9 protein-coding genes and 1 pseudogene are annotated in these 16951 nt (G+C 66.3%); 7 read left to right on the top strand and 3 right to left on the bottom strand.

Annotated features, from left to right (window positions below):
* Positions 1-15 precede the first annotated feature (15 nt).
* From C2L59_RS50190 to C2L59_RS00940, 7 genes and pseudogenes are all read left to right on the top strand, one after another.
* Complete coding sequence (locus tag C2L59_RS50190; protein ID WP_370444706.1) at positions 16-477, top strand: hypothetical protein; 462 nt, start codon at positions 16-18, stop codon at positions 475-477.
* Positions 432-1677: pseudogene (locus C2L59_RS50185) on the top strand (hypothetical protein). The gene C2L59_RS50190 and the pseudogene C2L59_RS50185 overlap by 46 nt, the downstream one beginning before the upstream one ends.
* Positions 1662-2612 carry a WD40 repeat domain-containing protein gene (locus C2L59_RS00955; protein WP_103347594.1) on the top strand — a complete coding sequence of 317 codons (951 nt, stop codon included), beginning with the start codon at positions 1662-1664 and terminating at the stop codon, positions 2610-2612. The pseudogene C2L59_RS50185 and the gene C2L59_RS00955 overlap by 16 nt, the downstream one beginning before the upstream one ends.
* Positions 2609-3715 carry a WD40 repeat domain-containing protein gene (locus C2L59_RS00950; RefSeq protein WP_103347593.1) on the top strand — a complete coding sequence of 369 codons (1107 nt, stop codon included), beginning with the start codon at positions 2609-2611 and terminating at the stop codon, positions 3713-3715. The genes C2L59_RS00955 and C2L59_RS00950 overlap by 4 nt, the downstream gene beginning before the upstream one ends.
* A 160-nt stretch (positions 3716-3875) precedes the next feature.
* Positions 3876-4592, top strand: coding sequence for a hypothetical protein (locus C2L59_RS00945; RefSeq protein WP_146060242.1), 717 nt, complete (start codon positions 3876-3878; stop codon positions 4590-4592).
* Positions 4593-4801: 209 nt separating this feature from the next.
* Positions 4802-5251 carry a hypothetical protein gene (locus tag C2L59_RS46895; protein WP_146060241.1) on the top strand — a complete coding sequence of 150 codons (450 nt, stop codon included), beginning with the start codon at positions 4802-4804 and terminating at the stop codon, positions 5249-5251.
* Between the two features lie 260 nt (positions 5252-5511).
* Positions 5512-7155, top strand: coding sequence for a diadenylate cyclase (locus C2L59_RS00940; RefSeq protein WP_158263007.1), 1644 nt, complete (start codon positions 5512-5514; stop codon positions 7153-7155).
* A 71-nt stretch (positions 7156-7226) separates the two neighbouring features.
* Here the strand turns inward: C2L59_RS00940 and C2L59_RS00935 are convergent, their stop codons facing one another.
* The 3 genes from C2L59_RS00935 to C2L59_RS00925 are packed head-to-tail and all read right to left on the bottom strand — an operon-like array spanning position 7227 to position 16638.
* Complete coding sequence (locus C2L59_RS00935; RefSeq protein WP_103347590.1) at positions 7227-9758, bottom strand: ATP-binding protein; 2532 nt, start codon at positions 9756-9758, stop codon at positions 7227-7229.
* On the bottom strand, positions 9755-13036 hold the full coding sequence (locus tag C2L59_RS00930) for a hypothetical protein (protein WP_103347589.1): 3282 nt from the start codon (positions 13034-13036) through the stop codon (positions 9755-9757). Before C2L59_RS00930 ends, C2L59_RS00935 begins: the two co-directional genes overlap by 4 nt.
* Entirely contained in the window at positions 13033-16638 is a 3606-nt protein-coding gene (locus C2L59_RS00925) for an AAA domain-containing protein (RefSeq protein ID WP_103347588.1), read from the bottom strand. The genes C2L59_RS00930 and C2L59_RS00925 overlap by 4 nt, the downstream gene beginning before the upstream one ends.
* Positions 16639-16951: the final 313 nt, after the last annotated feature.

Below are 16951 nucleotides of genomic sequence, written 5' to 3'. Positions count from 1 at the left end.
GCTGATCCCGTCGTCGTGAGTCAATGGTTGCAGGCACTCAGCGCCGTCCGCCGGCTGCCGGGGCCACGCCCGGGAGGCGAGGTATCCCCTTTCCGGGGCCTTGCCTCCTTCGAGACTGAGCACGCGCGATTCTTCTGCGGTCGAGGCGCGATGTGCGCCGAGCTGGCGGACCTGGTACACAAGGCCGCGCTCGCTGGCTCGCCGACGGTCATGGTCGGCCCATCCGGCTCCGGGAAGTCCTCGCTGCTTCGGGCCGGAAATGGTCCCGCGATTGTCCGACCGTTACAATCTCCTGTTATTGAAACCTGGTACCCAGCCACTCGATATGCTTCGCTCACGAAGCGGCGACGTTGCTGGACGGTTGCGCGGGCGATTTCCACGTTGCTTTGCGGACCGAGCCCGAGAAGTTCGGCCCTTTGGTGTTGCGCACCATGCAAAGTGGCGACGCAGAAGGCATGGAATTTCGCAGCCTGCTGATCGTCGTGGATCAGCTGGAGGAGATTTTCACACAGTGCCAAGACGACGTGCAGGGTAGGAATTTCATTGACGCTTTGTGTAGCGCGACAGCCGTGGGTGACGAGGGGAACGAAGGCCCGAGACGCTCGGTCGCCGTCATGTTCGGCCTGCGTTCGGACTTTACTCGCACGCGCTGCAGTTCCCCCAGCTGCGGTCGGCGCTCCAACGCACACAGCTGATCGTCGGCCCGATGAGCCGTCCCGAGCTCGAAGAGGCGATCACGGGCCCGGCCAGGGAAGCGAAGCTGAGCTTCGAGCCAGGATTGGTCGACCTCCTGCTGGAGGAGATCGCTACAGCAGGTATCCGCCGGCTCAGCGGCGCCGGTCACGAAGCAGGGGCCCTGCCCTGCTTTCGCACGCCCTCTTGGCCACTTACGAGCAGGCCACAAGCCGGAAGCTGACCACTGCCCAGTATCGCACCACGGGAGGTATCCACGAGGCCATCTCCAGGTCAGCTGAAGACGCCTACGAACGTCTCGGCACGCCTGCCCTGCAGGAGACGGCACGCCAGGTGTTCCTCCGGCTGGTTCAGACGAGCGATGACGCGGCGCCGGTCCGTCGTCGAGTCCAGCGAGAAGAACTTGTCGGAAGGAGCGAGAAAGTCCGGGATGTCGTCGATCGTTTCATCGACGCTCGTCTGCTGTCGGCAGACGGACAGGCGATCGAGATCACCCACGAAGCGGTGCTGGTGGCGTGGGGACGATTACGTGGCTGGTTGGCTGCGGACGAAGCCGGTCTGCGCGAGCACCGCAATCTCACTCAGGCTGCTACAGCTTGGCGGGACGCGGACCGCCACCCCGACCTGCTCTACCGAGGTGGCGTGCTGGAGGTTGCCCGGGAGTGGTCGGCTCGTCGTCCCGGCGGATTGCGGCTGAACGAGCTCGAACGGGAGTTCCTCGATGCGAGCCGCGAACGGCATGAGAACGAGAAGCTACGCACGCGGCGGCGGATCCGGCATCGGAACCAGGTGGTTGCGGTGCTCGTCGTGCTGGTTCTGGCCGCAGCCGGAATCGCCGCGTACGCGCGCCAAGTGCAGATCACCGCGGATCACGACCGCGCGAACGCCAATCGCGACAACACCGAATCCGTGTCGCGGTTCGTGGCCGACGAGGCCGATCGGCTGCGCGGCAAAGACGTGTCACTGCTATGCAGCTGGCGTTGACCGCCTACCGGATAGCACCGACGGCTGAGGCCCGGTCGAGCCTGCTCACGATGTCGGCACTCGCGCCGGTGACCCGGCTGCGACCCGCCTCCGGGACCGCTACGGCCTTGGCCGTCGGCCGCGGCGGCACATTCGTCGCCGCCGGAACCACCGACGGTGGCGTTGCCCTCTGGCGTTCGGCTGAGGTGAATCCGCTGGCACCGGCGGGCATCATCAAGACATCCGATGCGGCGGTAACCCTGCTGGGGCTGGCCGGCAACGGCTCGCTCCTGGTGGTTCAAAGCCGGCAGGCTCAGCTCCGGATGTGGGACGTCGCCGATCCGGTACATCCGCGTGATCTCGGAAATCTGTCCGGGATGCGGGGGACGCCTCAGTCCGTCGCGGTCTCGGCGGATGGCCACGCGATCGTTGCCGGCACCGAACAGGGGGAGATCTACGTTTGGAACGTTCGTGAACCCACGAAGCCAGCCGTGACGAGCCCCCTTTCAGGGCGCCCGGTGACGTCGGTGGCGTGGGCCGGGGACGGCCGGACGCTGGCAACCGGTGGCGATCAGGGAACAGTGACCCTTTGGCACGTCGCGGACGGCGGTCCCCTGGTCCAGGCGGGCGCTCCGCCCGGCGCCACGAGCCGGATCTTTTCCCTCGCGTTCAGTGCCGACGGCCGCAGATTGGCCGCCGGAACCGGTGCTCAGCACGACGTGTTCATCTGGGACGTCGCCGATCAGGCGCATCCGCGAGCGGTCGGAGCACCCCTCACCGGGCCGGCCAGCTGGGTCAACTCTGTGTCGTTCAGCCCGGATGGCACAACGGTGGCGGCCGCCAGCTCCGACAGCGAACTGTGGTTGTTCGACGTGGCGAGCGGGCGTGCGATCGAGCAGCTTCCGCACCCGAACCCGGTGATCGGGGCGGCCTTCGTGCCGCCGGGACGGTCGTGACGCTCGCGGACGACGAGGTGGTCCGCCGCTGGCGAGTACCCGGTCCCGTCATCTCCGGGGCCCGGGATTCGATCTTCGCGGTCAGCTTCGACTCAACCGGCACCAAACTGGGCGTCGGACCCGGATCGGACGACAATACGCTCTCCGTGTGGAACGTCGCCGACCGGTTGAGTCCCTCGCTCGGCACAATGATCCTCAACGATTCGCCGGCCGGGAAGTTCTCCGGCTCCGGGACACTGACTCCGGACGCGCGGACGTTCATCGTCGGCTGCACCGACGGCACAGTGCAGATCTGGGACATCGAGAACCCCAGCCATCCTCGGCTCCTCGGAGCTCCGGTCGCCGCGAGCACCGGCCAGGAGCTCGTCGAGGCGGTCAACCTCAGCCGCGACGGGCGACTCCTTGCCGTGAGCGCCGATGACGAATCGGTCAGCCTCTTCGCCCTGACGGACGCCCGCAGCCTGCGTCCGATTTCGAGGATCAGCCAGCCCGGCGCGATCAAATTCTACCAAACCGCGTTCAGCCCCGACGGACAGATGCTCTCCGGGGCGGCCGAAGATGGGCACGTTTACGTGTGGGACATCCACGACACGGCACATCCCCTGCTCTTGTCGACCCTTGGTGGTTTCACTGCGGCGGCGTACTCGGTCGGATTCAGCCCGCAGGGGAACGTGCTGGCCGCGGGCAGCGCCGACAACACCGTGCGGCTGTGGGGAATGGCTGATCCGCTGCGCCCGGTCGTTCTCGGCCGGCCGGTCACCGGCCCGGTCGGCTACATCTATTCACTGGCCTTCGACCCGGCGGGCGCGACTCTGGCGACCGGGAGTACCGACAACACGGTGTGGCTCTGGGACGTCAGGTATCCGGAGAAGCCACTACGCCTGGCCACGTTGACCGGTCCCACTCAGGGCGTTTTGTCCGTCGCGTTCGCCCCGGACGGCCGCACGCTTGCCGCCGGCGGGCACGACCGGATGGTCCGGCTGTGGGTCACCGACCCCGAATGGATGGCGCACTGGGTGTGCGAGACAGCGGGAGCACCGATCACGGACGGCGAATGGGACAAGTACGTGCCGGGACGGCCGTTCTCGCCACCATGCCGGTGACGGATCCCCCGGTCGGGCCGTACGGACTTGTACGACTTTCGTTCGTCGCGGCCGAACGGGTGTGTCGCGCTCTTCCGAGTCGTCAGTCTGTTGCTGCCCCGCTGACCGGGTGAGGCGTGCTCGAAGATCGAAGAAAGCGATGAAGAGGCGAATCCGTGTCGTGACCGGGGTGGTCACCGCGTTGTGCATGACCATGGCAACCGACGGACAGGCCGCCGCCGGCCAGCACCGCTCCACCCGGGATGTCGTCTTCTACTCGGGAGTGGGGCACGCGGGCGCCGAGACAGCGAGCAGCCTCGGTGCGTCGCGCGTGCTGACCGTCGACGGATCGTACGACGGCAAGTGGCCGGGGGATCAGCCCTGCCGGCCGTCAGCTGCGTCGATCGCATTCGGAGGGAAGCACATCACCCGGCTGGCCGGCTGGAGCCTGGGCCGGCTAGGACCGATCTACGCGCTCGGCTATCTCCGTACGCACGCCCCAGCTGTCGCCCGCGATATCGACTACGTCGTCATGTACGACCCCGGCTCGCCGGACGACTTCGACGGGTCCTGCGATTCCGCGCCGCAGGTCGACGCTTCGAACGTGCTCGCCTGGTGGCTTGGTATGCCCGGAACGGATCACCGGCTGGTCATCATCGCGGGCACGCTCACCGCGTCCGACAACTATCGCTCGATCCGGGAGACCTACTTCCCGGCGATCCGGGCTGCCGGTCCGGCGATCCGCCTGCGGGTGCTGGTCTGCGGGTACGACTTGGACCACGAACAGACATACGAGCAGCACGCGAGCTTGATGGTCGGACCGCGGCTGCAGACTGTGCCGGCGCCCCGGACCTGCCCGGATGAGGGCACTCACCTGATGCGCGGCTGGAACCCCTGAACCAACGGATTGGCTCTCCGTACCGGTGTACGGCGGTGTACGGACGTTGCCGCCGGATGCCATGGCCCCTGTCCGGTCTCGCACGGGCAACCCAGCGTCACTTTCGCTGACCGATAGTGAGCTGTTTTCTGGAAGGGCGCAGACACTGCGCCGCGGCACCCAAGCCGCGAACCCACACGAGAACGGCAGGCTCGACCATGAAAATTCGGATGATCGCCTCGTGGATCGCATCGGTGCTGATCACCGTTGCGGCCCTGATCGGCGAAGCAGTACCAGCAGGTGCTGCCAGTGGGAGCCATTGTGCCGCGTCGCAGCCGGGGCCCGGCAACGACGCTTCCACAGACGACGTTGGTGACGGCAACTACCGCGGCGTGGCGGTCTCCGGGGTGAACGCGGCGGGCACGGTGGCGTCGCGCAACTTTGCGAGCCGGCCTGACCGCTCGGGCGTCGAAATTGCTTACGGAGAAACGGTCAACCTGGGTTGCTGCGCTCAACGCGGTGTCGCCATGCCCTACCGCAACGCCCTCTGGTACCGCTCCTACAACCGCTTCAAGAGCTCGTATGAGGGGATTGACGGTCACAACATGAACACACCGGGGACCGCGGCAATGGCACGCCTCCAGGATTGGGCGCGTGCCGTCACCTTCTTCTTGCCGTAAGTGCCGGGCGGCGGTGCGAGCTCGCCCAGGCGTGCACCGCCGCCCAGCGGATCGTCGGCTCCAGCGCAGAATTTCGAGACCGAGCCGGCACCTGACCCGCAGTGGCTAGGATGGGCGCAGCCGGCCGAAACAAGATTCATGAACAACTGATCGCCATGGCGATGTGTGCACCACCTCGTGGCGTGTCGTGCGCCGGTGGGCCGACGGTCGTTACGGCGTTTCCACTAAGATACCGGGCGAACAGGGTGCATGGAGGTTCGATGCTGCAGTACTCACAGCTACCTGCCGAGGTGCGCGCCGGCCTGGCTTTCGGGCAACCTTTGCGTGACGGCATCGAACTAGCGCGCGCCCGGGGACGGGGCACGATCGTGGTACTGGGGTGCGGTGAGTGCCATGCGTCCCTGATGAGCGGGGGTGACAGCGGAATCTGGCTCACGACCGGGCAGGCGATCTTCACCAATGCCCAGGTCGACGGGGCGACGATCTTGGGCCCGGGCCTCGAGTCCATCGTCCGCAAGTATGTGAACTTGGAGGCGGGAGCCGGTCCGGACGCGACCGACCCCGGCGCCCGGCACGCCATGGCCGCCGGTTTCGCAGCTCAGTCAGGTCATCCGGTGATCGCCGTCAGCAACGAGCGTAAACAGGTCACGCTCTACATGCGCGAGGAGCGGCTCTTGCTCCGGGCCCAGGCGGAGCTGAAGGCAACGGTCGAGGGGCACTTGCAGCTGCTGCGGACGATGTTGACCGTGTACCCGCAGCGTGGCGGCTCGAGGCGTCGGCTGCCGGCCGATGAACGAGTTCGGGCCGAGGCCGCGATCCGGGCTATTCAGGAGGATCTGGCCGAACTGGGATCCCAGGGGGCGGTGCAAGCTGCGGAGTGCGCGACGATCGCTCGCGAACTGGGTCTGGCGGAGGCCGGTCCGGTTGCGGCGTCCGAGGGCGAGTTCGACGCGGTGCCGAGGCTCGAAGAACCCGAAGTGCGGCTCCTGGGCGAGGTCTACGTCGAAGACAAGCTGGTCAAGGGGTTTGCCGCAGACGTCCTCATCATGCTGGCGCTCTCGGATGAACGACGCATTCCGGTTCACGTGCTGCAAAATGCACTGGGTGAAGAGGACGAAAGCGCTTTGGAAGAGGGAATCGTCGCGCTCCGCGAGTCCGGCCTCGGGATCGCGAAGGAGCGCGGCGACTGTTTCCTGGAATCCGAGCCGGTGCTGGACTCCGACGAGTTCATGACGGGTGTACGGGACCTGCCGGAATCACCTCGGCCCGGCCAGGTGGATCGGCTGCTGTCGCTGTGGCGAGGCGATCCGGCGGCCTTGCACCCGAACACTTCGGGACACTGGCACGAGGTGTACAGAGTGCGAAATGAGCTGCTGAAGCGTATCCGCAAGATGACCGTGCACGAGCAGCGGGGGCTTCCCGGCCTGAAGACGTTCATTGCGCATTTCGCCGCCAACAAGCTTCCCTCGTGGGTGTCCGGCGTCGCTTCACTCAACGGCCGGGTGGGCGACCGGAAGCGGGTGCTGATCGTGGAGGACCGCATGGCCGACACCTTTGTCGACGTGCTGGGCCGGCACTATGACTGTGTGCCGCTGCGCTCTCTGCCGGATTGGCGCCAGTTCTCCGACGAGGACGACCTGGACTTCGACGCCGCCCTGGTCGATCTCCACCTCACGGCCGCCGGCAACGACGCGCAGGGCGTGGCGGTGCTCGAACATCTGCGAGACAACGATGGCCCACCGGCGATGCTGATCTCGAGCGCCCCCGAGGCCGGAGACATCGACGCACTCAAGGAGAAGTACGGCCTGAGCGGCGTCTACCTCAAGGGACCGAACGATTCGCTGCCGGATCTGGTGCTCTCGATGGACCGGGTGATCCGCAAAGGACGTCCCGCACTCAAGTAGGGTCTGTCCGCCAGTGCTTTGGTCCCGTCAGCCGCCGGAGATGCTGCGTTTCAGCATCGCCTCAGGCGCTGTCAGATCCGTTCTCCCTCGTTGACCTCTTCGCGGTCAGGCTCCTCGGACAAGGGCAACTGGACCCGGAAGTGCGCGCCGTTCATGGCGGATGACCGGCCCACCAGGTACAGCCGGCCGCCGAACCGTGCGATGTGTGCTCTGGTGAAGTCGATCCCGCGTCCCAAGCCATTCGGTCGCTCGGGAAGCACCTTGCCGGAGTTGATGCTGGCCGCGACGTGCTCGGCGACGCCGGGTCCGTCGTCTTCGACGTCGATGACCGCACAGTCGACCTGCGTGCCGGCGATGGCGATCGGCTGATTCGTCAGTGTCAGCCCGATCGACGCCACGGCGAACTCAGGACCGTCTTGCGCCTGCATCGCGTTGGTCATGAGGTTTTCGATCGCCAAGCGGACGAGGTACCGGCTCGCGAATATCACCAGGGGTTCCTCGGGAGCCCGCACCGTCACCGTGAGGCGGGCCGGGTTCTTCGATTCGAACCCCCGGCGCAGCTCTTCCAGCAGCTCACCGACATCGACTCGTTCGTTGACGAGCATCTCCTGCCCGCGCGCAATCACCAGTTCGGCGCACCGCTTCTCGATCTTCGCAGCCCGCTCGGCGCCAGTCACGAGGGCCGAGCTCGCGATGTCCAAGCTGTCCGTACCGATGGCCTGCTTCAGGGCTGTCCGCAGTTCGTGCAGATCCGTCTTCATCGTGTGCAACGAGGACGACAACGTCTCGTTGCGCATCTGCAGGTTGACTTGCTCGAGGACCAGCTGATGCTGTTGGCGCAGCTCGTTCAGAGTCTCCTCGACGTAGCCTTCCACGTCGTCGCCGAGCATGGCAGCCAGCCCTGGGCCGCGGAACCCGTACTGTTCGCCGCTATGGCGGAGAATTCCCGCCGAAACGGCTCGTCGCAGGGACGACTCGAAGTCCGGCAGCACCGCGGTGACGGGCTCCGACCCGTCACCGGCGAAGATCCCCAGCCACTCCCGCACCTCATTTTCCCCGAACCGGCGATCCGGCTCGTTGTCCTGCAAGGCAAGGGCCGCCAGACTCACCGCGGCCACATCAAGTTCGGACATCAAAGCCTGGAACACACGGCCGCGGAAGTCGACGAGCGCTTCCCTGGACCTTCGCCATTCGGCGATGTCGGTCATGGTCAATTCCCTCGGACGATTCCCGCCACCGGCAAGTAAACTCTCGAGCGCCGCAATGATTGCCGGTCGGTAGCCAGCGGTGTCATAGCACAGCGCATCGACGACGGCACCCCGGGCCCGTACCCCGAGCAAGTCGAGCAACCACGCCATATCGTCCCGGAGCTCATGGGCGCTTGTCGGCTGAATCCCACCCTGCTCCGGGAAAAGCTGCTGCAACGGCAGCTGCCGGCACAGGGCGCGGAGAAGGTTGATCCGGCGTTCCGACGTCGACATGGGACCAGCGCCCGCGCCTCGCGCGAGGAGCCGGTACAGGAGCTCCGGAAGCATTCTCACCACCCCTCTCGGCAACGGCGCAGCCGCCTCCGATGGGGTCAGCTCAAGCCAGACCGTTACCTGCGAGGGGTCGTCGTTTTCCGGTGGCGGGCCGCTCGACCCGACCAGGAGTGCCCACGAGGCCGGGATGGCGATGCGGGTGAAGCGGGGGTCTTGCAAACCATTGATCGTCGTCCGGATGCCGCTTTCCGTTTCTTCTGCGGTGTGGCGGGTGCTCTCAAAACCCAGGAGTTCGTCCAACGCGTCGGCGAAGGTCTGTACCGTGCTCAGGCTGAGTTCTCCGCACATTTCCTGCAGTGCCCGCACGAGCCTTGAGCCCACCGGGTCGGTTCGGGGATCCGGCCGCCACCGGTTCACGAAGTCGGGCGGCGGCTCCGCGTCCGGATTCTCATACCACGCGAGGATGTCGGTCAGTCCCAAGTGTGGCCACGGCCAGCGTTCCTGACCGTAGGGCACACCCAGCGGACCGCCAGGTGTCCCGGCGTCCGGCGGGCCGTCCAGCATCATGTTGGCGGCAGGAAACTCCCGCGCCTTGATGCAAGTAAGTACCGCCTCGACCCACACCGGAGTGCTTGTTCCAGCCACCGCCAGCAACCGCTCCTCCAGCTGCAGGGCGTAATTCTGTTCGGTTTCCTCGATGCGCTCCTGCCAGTCGGCGAGGGCGGTTTCGGATGCAGCACGGCGGGTGTGGCATAGGCTTGCCAGCCGCCTTCGCTCGACTGCTTCGCCTTCGCAGCGTTTACTTCGTTCCAGGAGCTCGTTGTGACGGCGATCCACATCGCGCAGTGCGGACTCTCGCGCTTTGCGCAATGCCTCGTCGAGCTGGTCGCCGAGGCTGGCTCCGGAAATCAGCTCATCGGCTGCCGCGAAGTCGCCGTCGCCGATCAGCTGTTCGGCCGCTGTCTCGGCCGTGTCCGGCGGCTTCGCAAGGTCCAGTGCCACCGCTTGTGCAAGCTGGAGATCCGGAGAAGGCCGCACAGGATCCGAGAGAAGGCCGATGGTGGCGGGGTAGCGCCACCGCTGGTCCGAACTGGCCATGATGTCATGGAGCAAGTCCGTCACTTCTCCCCCCAGCGCGCCAGCGGTTTCAGCGCGTTCAACGCCGCGACGATGAGCCGCCGTTCCGGTTCGCCGGCCGCGGCGGCCGCCTGGTCGAGAGCGGGCTGGAGCTGAGCGAGGGCCGCGGCGAGCGGCTTGACGTCTTCGACCCAGCCCGCCTCCTCGGCATGCCGACGAGTCTGGGCCAGCTCGTCGACGCGCTGTGCCGCAGCGATGATCGCGTCGAGCCGCTGCTCGTAGTTCCGTCGCCGCCGGCTGTGGACCGAACCACCACGCGGAAGCGCTTCGGCGCTGGCCTCGTCGATCAGGTCGCTCGCGTCCTGGCCTGCATGCTCGGCGAGCCAAGCCCGCAGGCCAGCGACGTCCCGCCGCTCGGCCAGGGTCTGGATCTCACCGAACACGCCGTCGGCGTGGAACAACCTGCCGTGCAGGCGCAGACCGTTGGCGAAATCGAATGAAGTCCGCGCGGCGTGAGTGTGCCGGGTGAGTAGCTGCGACCACATCCTCGCCACTTCCTCGTCGGCGCGGGCGTGGTCGGTGGCCCGCATGATCTCATCGATGGGAACCGGTGCCGAGAACCGCTGCCAATATTCAGTGGCTGCACGGGCAAGCTCGTCCCACGGCGCGCCGGGATCCGGCAGTAGTTCCAAGGCTTCCGGCAACATCGACGCCAACCCGCCGGTGGTCTCGCCGTCGATCGGTCCCAAAACCAAGTCGGTGGCCGCAACGGAAACCAGGGCGGCATTCTCGCCGGCGCTGAGACCATCGGTGACGTTGTCGTAAACCGTTTGCGGGCTCCACCGAGTCCGGTGTGCTGCGGCCACAGCGCACAGCCACGGCGCGGGTTGCCAATCAGGGTCGGGCACTGCCCGGCGTAGCACGGCAGCTCCGACGAACGCCCCGTGCCGCCACTGATCCAATGTCAGGTGCTTGAGCCACGGTACGCGCTCGGCATCGGTGACGCCGTCATGTCGTACCAGTGCCGCGGCGGCTGACCGGAGCACGGCTTCACCGGGGTGTACGGATGCCAGCTCGTTGAGCAGGTCGAGCGGGCGCGCCGAGGCGGCAACCGCCGCGAATACCTGATCGACACGCCGGGATTCGTCGGGCTCTCCGGCGAGCTGGTTCAGGAGGCCTTGTCCTCCCGATGCCCACGGTATATCCGGAGACGAGCGTTTTGCCGGTTGACGGACCGGCGTGACGAGCTCGGGCTGCCGCTGTCGCCCGTCGAACAGGTCGAGCACTTGCGCCGCCTGGTCTGCTCCGACGATGCGGACGCCGAGCTCCGACCGGAAAGGCTGCCGGACTCCTCGGTCCGGGCGTGAGTTGAGGGCCAGCAGATCAAAACTGGTGACGATGCATTCCTGATCGGTGGCGAGCACCCGCGGCGCCCTGCTCATACGTTCAACTCGTATCAGGGAGCCACCGTCCCGGCCCAGCTCGTGCAATGGGCCTGCCTGATCGCCTTCGCCGGACCGCTGGTACCACAGGTCAACCCGGGTTCCACGATCCAGCTGCGCTCTGACCGCGTCCACGAACCGCAGAGTCACGACCTGCGCGGCGAGCTGGCGCGATCCGATCATGACTCGCTTCTGGGAGCTGCGGAGCACCCGCCAGAGCGCAGCACTGTGTTCCCCGTCCTCGATGACCTCAGCCCATGGTGCGGCTCGTTGCGTCAACATGCCTCGTAGTGCATGGACGACATTCGACCATGTGTTCGCCCACGCCAGAACCGCGCTGTCGGCGACCTCGCCGCCCTCTCGGTCGTGCGGAGGCTGGGGCACGGCGAGTTCTTCCGGCTCAGGATCGTTCGGATCGGGCGGCCGGAACTCGCTGCTCCGCACAAGCAATGCCTGGCTGAGGCGGTATTCCGGCATCGCGCGAACCATCCCGCGCAGCAGCGCTTCGATGGGCTCGCACTCGGCGGTGCCGGCCACGGCGCCGAGATCGACACCGAGTTGCCCGTCACCGATCGGTCCGTCGAGCAGGGCGGCGCCGGTGACCAGTGCACGCCGGTCGTCGGCGATCACCAGCCTGGCGTTGGTCCGGCTCGGCAGGGAGGACCACACGAGCCGCGGGTGCGTGCCGGTGTCATCGGAACCTCTGCGCAGGTCGGCCAGGACGTTCTTGACCCAGTCATCGAGCTTGCTGTCGCGTTGGAAGCCCCACACGATCGCGACCTGGACACCTTGCTCCAGGGCTTCGCGCAGCGGCTCGATCAGTCGTTGCAGGCTGTATCGCCGGATGTCGGGGCTGGCGAGAACGATCTGCTTACGTGCGTCCTTGATGAGCTCGAGTGTGGTTGCGAGGTGGTCGGCCTCTCCGACGACCAGCCTGGCACGCACTTCGGACCGGATCCGGTGGCGTACCAGCTCGTGCACCACGCGAGCCTCGGCGGCGAGGTCGCTGTGGAATGCCGTCCGCGTCCCAGCCGGCTCGGTCCGTGCCTTGGCCACCCGTCGCTCCAACCGGTCCAGGAGCTCCTCGACCGGCCGGGGATCCTCGTACTGCGCGTCGCCTCGCCCTCGCAGGTGCCGTGCGAACTCCGAGTCCGGGAACTCTTCGATGTACCGCTTGATCCGCCGGGCCGCCCCGTCCCTGCGGTCAGCGGGAAGCGCCGGACCCGGCGCCACGGTGATTTGCAGGTCCTCGGTGTCGGGATCGATGCTGACGCGAACGTCGAGCGGCAGCCATCGCTGCTCCTGCCCGGCACCCAGGCGTGCCGGTACCCGATACGCGGAGACAACCCGCCGGCGCCTGGTCAGCCCGCTTTCGTCATCGGCGTTTCCCCTCTTGCCTTCCTCCTCGTCCAGTGCCCTGGCGACGTCGGCACCGGACAAGTCGTCGGCCCAGCCATCGTCGGAGCCGACCTGCACGATGAGCCGGCCGTCACGAACCTTTCTCGTCCCGTCTTTTGCGGGCAGTACAAAGCCCGTCAGCTTCTCGACCATGACTTGCCGCACTTCGTTGCCCCGCTCCGCTCCCTGCAGCTGGGAAAGGTCGTTGTCCTGCACGGCCTTTCGCACGTCGGCGGAAGGGCACATGGTGCCCTTGGTGAAGTCCAGCGTGAGGTAGGACCTGCGCCAGAGGTCCGAAACGATGTCAAGAGTGAGGCGTTCGCCAAGGCCGAGCAGCGCGTTCAACTCGCCGATCGTGTCGAACTTGTCGACGACGGCGCGTAGCACGCCTTCCTCCATCGGTGACAGACCTTCACCAAGCGCATACTCGACGCGGACTGGAACGACGTCGCACGGGACGAACACGGTGACCGTGCCGTTCATCGGTCATTCACCTTGCTGGCGGGTACCACGATGCCGAACTGCCGAAGTGCCTGGCCCAGCCGGGCCCAGACCTCCGAGCCGCTGTCTTCCAGATGGGGAAGGTTGCCGACAACGACGAGCAGGTCCCGCGCCCGGGACAACAACACGTTCAGCAGGTGCGATTGAGTGAGATGACCGATGTTCTGCCAGGGCTTGCTCTGGTCGGCACGCCGGGTGTCCCGCACCATGGAGGCGATCACGACGTCAGCCTGCTGTCCTTGAAAGGCGTGCAGTGTAGACACGTACGGCTTGAGATCGTCATCGTCTGCCAGGAGCTGAACCTGTGCCCGGTAGGGCGAGAGCACCGCAACGGGTCTCCGCTCGCTGCTGCTCGGCAAGGTTGCCGGACGGGGCCTGAGCTGTGCGAACAGGTCACGAACCAGGTTTGCCTCGACCGGATTGCGCCAGTATGGTTCGTCGTTCCCGCCCCCGGTTCCGCTGGTGTCCAGCCAGATGAGCGGGTGGTCACCCAGCCACTTCGGCGCGGTGGGCCAAGCCGGCGAGTCCGGACGGCCCGTGGTCAGCAGGCCGGGAAGCAGCTTGCCTGGCTCCACGGGTTCGGTCGCGGGGTAGAACACCCGGCTGACGACCTCCGAAATAGGCCGTCGCATCCGGTACTGTGTGGTGAGCTTGCGGGTCGCACTGCTGAGTTTCGAGCCGGTCTCGTTCGGATCCGAGTCGAAAAGGGTGGCGAACAGGTCGAAGAACTTGCGGAACTCTTCGACGCGTTCTTCCTCGATGGCGATATCCGGATCGTCGCTCCTGGCGCACTCACGCAGGAAGTCCTCCACCTCACGCCGGCGATGGGCCGGAAGCTGGCGGTGATCACCGATCAACGTCCACCTGAGCCCTCGGACCAGGGGGATGGCGAGTTCTGTCGGCCACGCCTTTGCCGCCTCTTCAACCACCACCCAGTCGTACAACGAGGACGCCCCGGAACGTGCTACCGCATCCGGTGTCGCGGTGGCGCACGTGGCGAACACCAGGTTGGCGCTGCGGCGAAGGCGGTCCGCCAGCTCCGGTTCACACCCGGCGAGCAGGGCTTTCCACCTCCCCAGCAACCGGAGAGCCGCTTCATCGCGCCGATCGGACAGCTCGACCTCCACCCGGCGTCGCAATTCCCCGGCCCGACGCCGGGTCAACTCGACGATGCGAAACGGCCGCAGCGCCTGGCTCACTCGGTCGGAGCTCGCCGCGGACGAGATCCTCAGCGGTATTATGTCCGATTCGCCCTTGATGCGACCGTTTTCATCGATCGCTTTCGTGACTTCGAGCACGCGCTGCGCGAGGTTGTCGAGCGCGAAGTTCGACTGTGCCGAGATGAGCACCCGTCCCGGCTCCTTGGCCAGGTACGCCGCGATCGCATGGGCGGCGACCGTCGTCTTGCCGGTCCCGGGCGGCCCTTGCAGTGCGAAGAAAGGTTGGTTTACCAGCATGTCGACGACCGCTGCACGGCCTTCGTCCTTCAGGTCCTTCGCCGCCTTGGACCAGGGCGCGCGTCGGCCGGCGATCGTGCGAGGCTCGCGCATCTGCGCCATCAGGGCACGGTTGTCGAGGAGTTCCTGGCGAGCCGCGTCCTGCCTCATCAACACCCGGTGGGTGCCGCGGTCGCCGGCCGGGCACAGCCATCCGAGTTCCGGCAGCCGATCCGCTCCCCCGCGTACTCGGAGCCGGAAGGCGTCCTGGTTCACACTGTCCACAAAGAATGCCCGCAACCCCGCTGAGCGGCCGGGATCGTTGCCGTTGTCCATGTCGACCTCGATCTCCCGGTTGTCCTCGTCACCGGCGAGCTGCTCGAAGAAGGTCACGAAGGGTGGCCGGCGAGCCTCGCTCGCCGCGTACAGGGAGCCGAGCGCCGATCGGTAGCCGCGTGCTGAGTCGCGTTCCCGGTCGAACCGGACAACGGCGACTTCGCCGTCGGACGATTCCCGCACGTATGCGTATTGACGTGCCCGGTACTCGACCCATTGGTACTCGACAAGCCAGTCGAGCGCCTGCTGGTACGCCTCGTCGTCAGTGACTTCGGCGCTCGCCGACCTGGTTGCCTTCATCAGGGGCACCCACGACGGGCGGCCCTGCCGGCGGGCGGTGAACTCGGCCTTGGCCATGTCGACCGGGATGGCCTCCACGGCCGGGATCGCGCGTTCGGAGGAACTGCGGCGCAGATTTTTCAAGGCCGCCCGTCCCCGTTCGCTTTCGAAACCCACTACATATTTGATCAGCAGGACCTCTTCGACACTGGCCCCCTGACCTCCATAAGCGGAGTCCAGGCGGTAGGGCCGGCAGTACCACAGCGCCCGTTCGCCAACGAGGACGTGCTGCGCTTCCCGTTTGGCGCTCAGGTCGCCGACCAGCGGAACCGCGCGATCGGCTCCGTGCGGCGAGTGCATCAGCTTGGCCCGGCGGAGGTCACGCTCGATCAGGTCGGCCAGCTGGGTTCGGCCTTCGTTCGTCGCCGGATCCGCCGTGATCCACTTCCAGCGCAGCACCGTGTCGCGGAACTCGGCGGCCTGGAACCCCACCAGGTAAGGCTGCTGCCCGGAGGTCGCCGACCACAGTTCGGTCATCGCTTGGTGGTGCTTGTTGATCCTCGCGACCACGCCGGCTGCGGACGGGCGAGTCTTCAACGCCGGATCGATCATGTCATGCAGCAGATCTGCCAGCTGTGCGGGCAATTTCGTACCCACTCGAAGCAGCCGGCGGCGCTCCTGCTGCACCTCGTCGACCCAAGCTCGCGCTGCCGCGCTTTCGGACGTGGCCGGCGGCGGCTCCGGAAGAGCGCCAAGAAACCACTCCGACGCCAACATCCCCAGACTGAAAACGTCAGAACGGGGATCTTCCCTGACAGCTCCCTCGGCGTCGGGGTAAAGCAACGACAGCCGTTCCGGCGAAACATAGACGATCGCCTTCATACCCTGCTTCAGGAACAGCGCTCTCGCCTGCGCGCCACGGCCCGCATCTATCGTCTGCGAGCGCAGCAGATCGGACACGAGCCTGCTCATCTCGAAGCGGGATAGCTTCAGCCTCGGCAACTCGCCCGAGATCGAGCTGTCCAGGTCAATGGTGCCGGGCCAGATGTTGCGGTGGACCACGCCCGTGCTGTGCAGGATGCTCAACGCGTCGGCGAGCATCGACAGCTGGTTCATCGCCTCTTCGGGATTTTCGCGCATGAAGGGGATTACTTGTTCGTCGTCGGCGAGCCGGTCGTTGAAGCCCTCGGTGATGACGTACGCGAACCCGGGATGGCCGCTGGACGGCTCCACGTAGCCGCCATCCACCACGGACGGGAGAGCGGGATGCCGGGTGGCGGCGGCCCGGAGCAGGATGCGCATCTCCTGATCCCAGAGGAGACCGCCCACCTTCGAGACATCCCAGTACGTCTGCAAGGTGACCGACTTACTGGTCGAATCCATCAGGTCATACCTGAAGATCGTGTCGTGAATCAGCTCGGCGCCGTCGATCGTCGCTCCGGCCGCGCGACCGGGCACGTCGAACGTGCCGTACACCCCCTCGGACCCGCAGAAAAGCTCCTCGACCAGGCGATCCATTTCCAGCTTCGACACAGGTGCTTACGCTCCAGGGCTGATCCGCGGCCAAGACGACAGATCGCGAATCCTTGCATCGTGTGCGCCCTTTGGCAAAGGTCGCCATTCATTCAGCCTAAAGACCCACAGTAACGGCGCGGCAGTACGACACAGGAGACGTCGGCTCGCGCAACTCTGTCGACTGGAAGAAGACTTGACAGTTTGCGGACAAACCGCTTCCGGGCGTGGAAGGGCAGACTCGCCGCGGTAGAGTCCCTGCGGTCGCAATGTGAGGAGCCGGATGACGAGTGGGGGATTGTCGCCTCGCTGCGGCGTGTCCGTGTTCGGACGT

This window comes from Amycolatopsis sp. CA-128772 (assembly GCF_002904295.1).
Classification (GTDB): Bacteria; Actinomycetota; Actinomycetes; order Mycobacteriales; family Pseudonocardiaceae; genus Amycolatopsis.
Note: the sequence above shows the minus strand (reverse complement) of the source record. Positions and strands in the feature narration are given on the sequence as shown.

What these genes read in the sequence shown, in the direction of transcription:
- C2L59_RS00940 (WP_158263007.1), top strand. Translation starts at nt 5,512, where the DNA reads ATGCTGCAGTACTCACAGCTACCTGCCGAGGTGCGCGCCGGCCTGGCT.
- C2L59_RS00930 (WP_103347589.1), bottom strand. Translation starts at nt 13,036, where the DNA reads ATGAACGGCACGGTCACCGTGTTCGTCCCGTGCGACGTCGTTCCAGTC.
- C2L59_RS00955 (WP_103347594.1), top strand. Translation starts at nt 1,662, where the DNA reads ATGCAGCTGGCGTTGACCGCCTACCGGATAGCACCGACGGCTGAGGCC.
- C2L59_RS46895 (WP_146060241.1), top strand. Translation starts at nt 4,802, where the DNA reads ATGATCGCCTCGTGGATCGCATCGGTGCTGATCACCGTTGCGGCCCTG.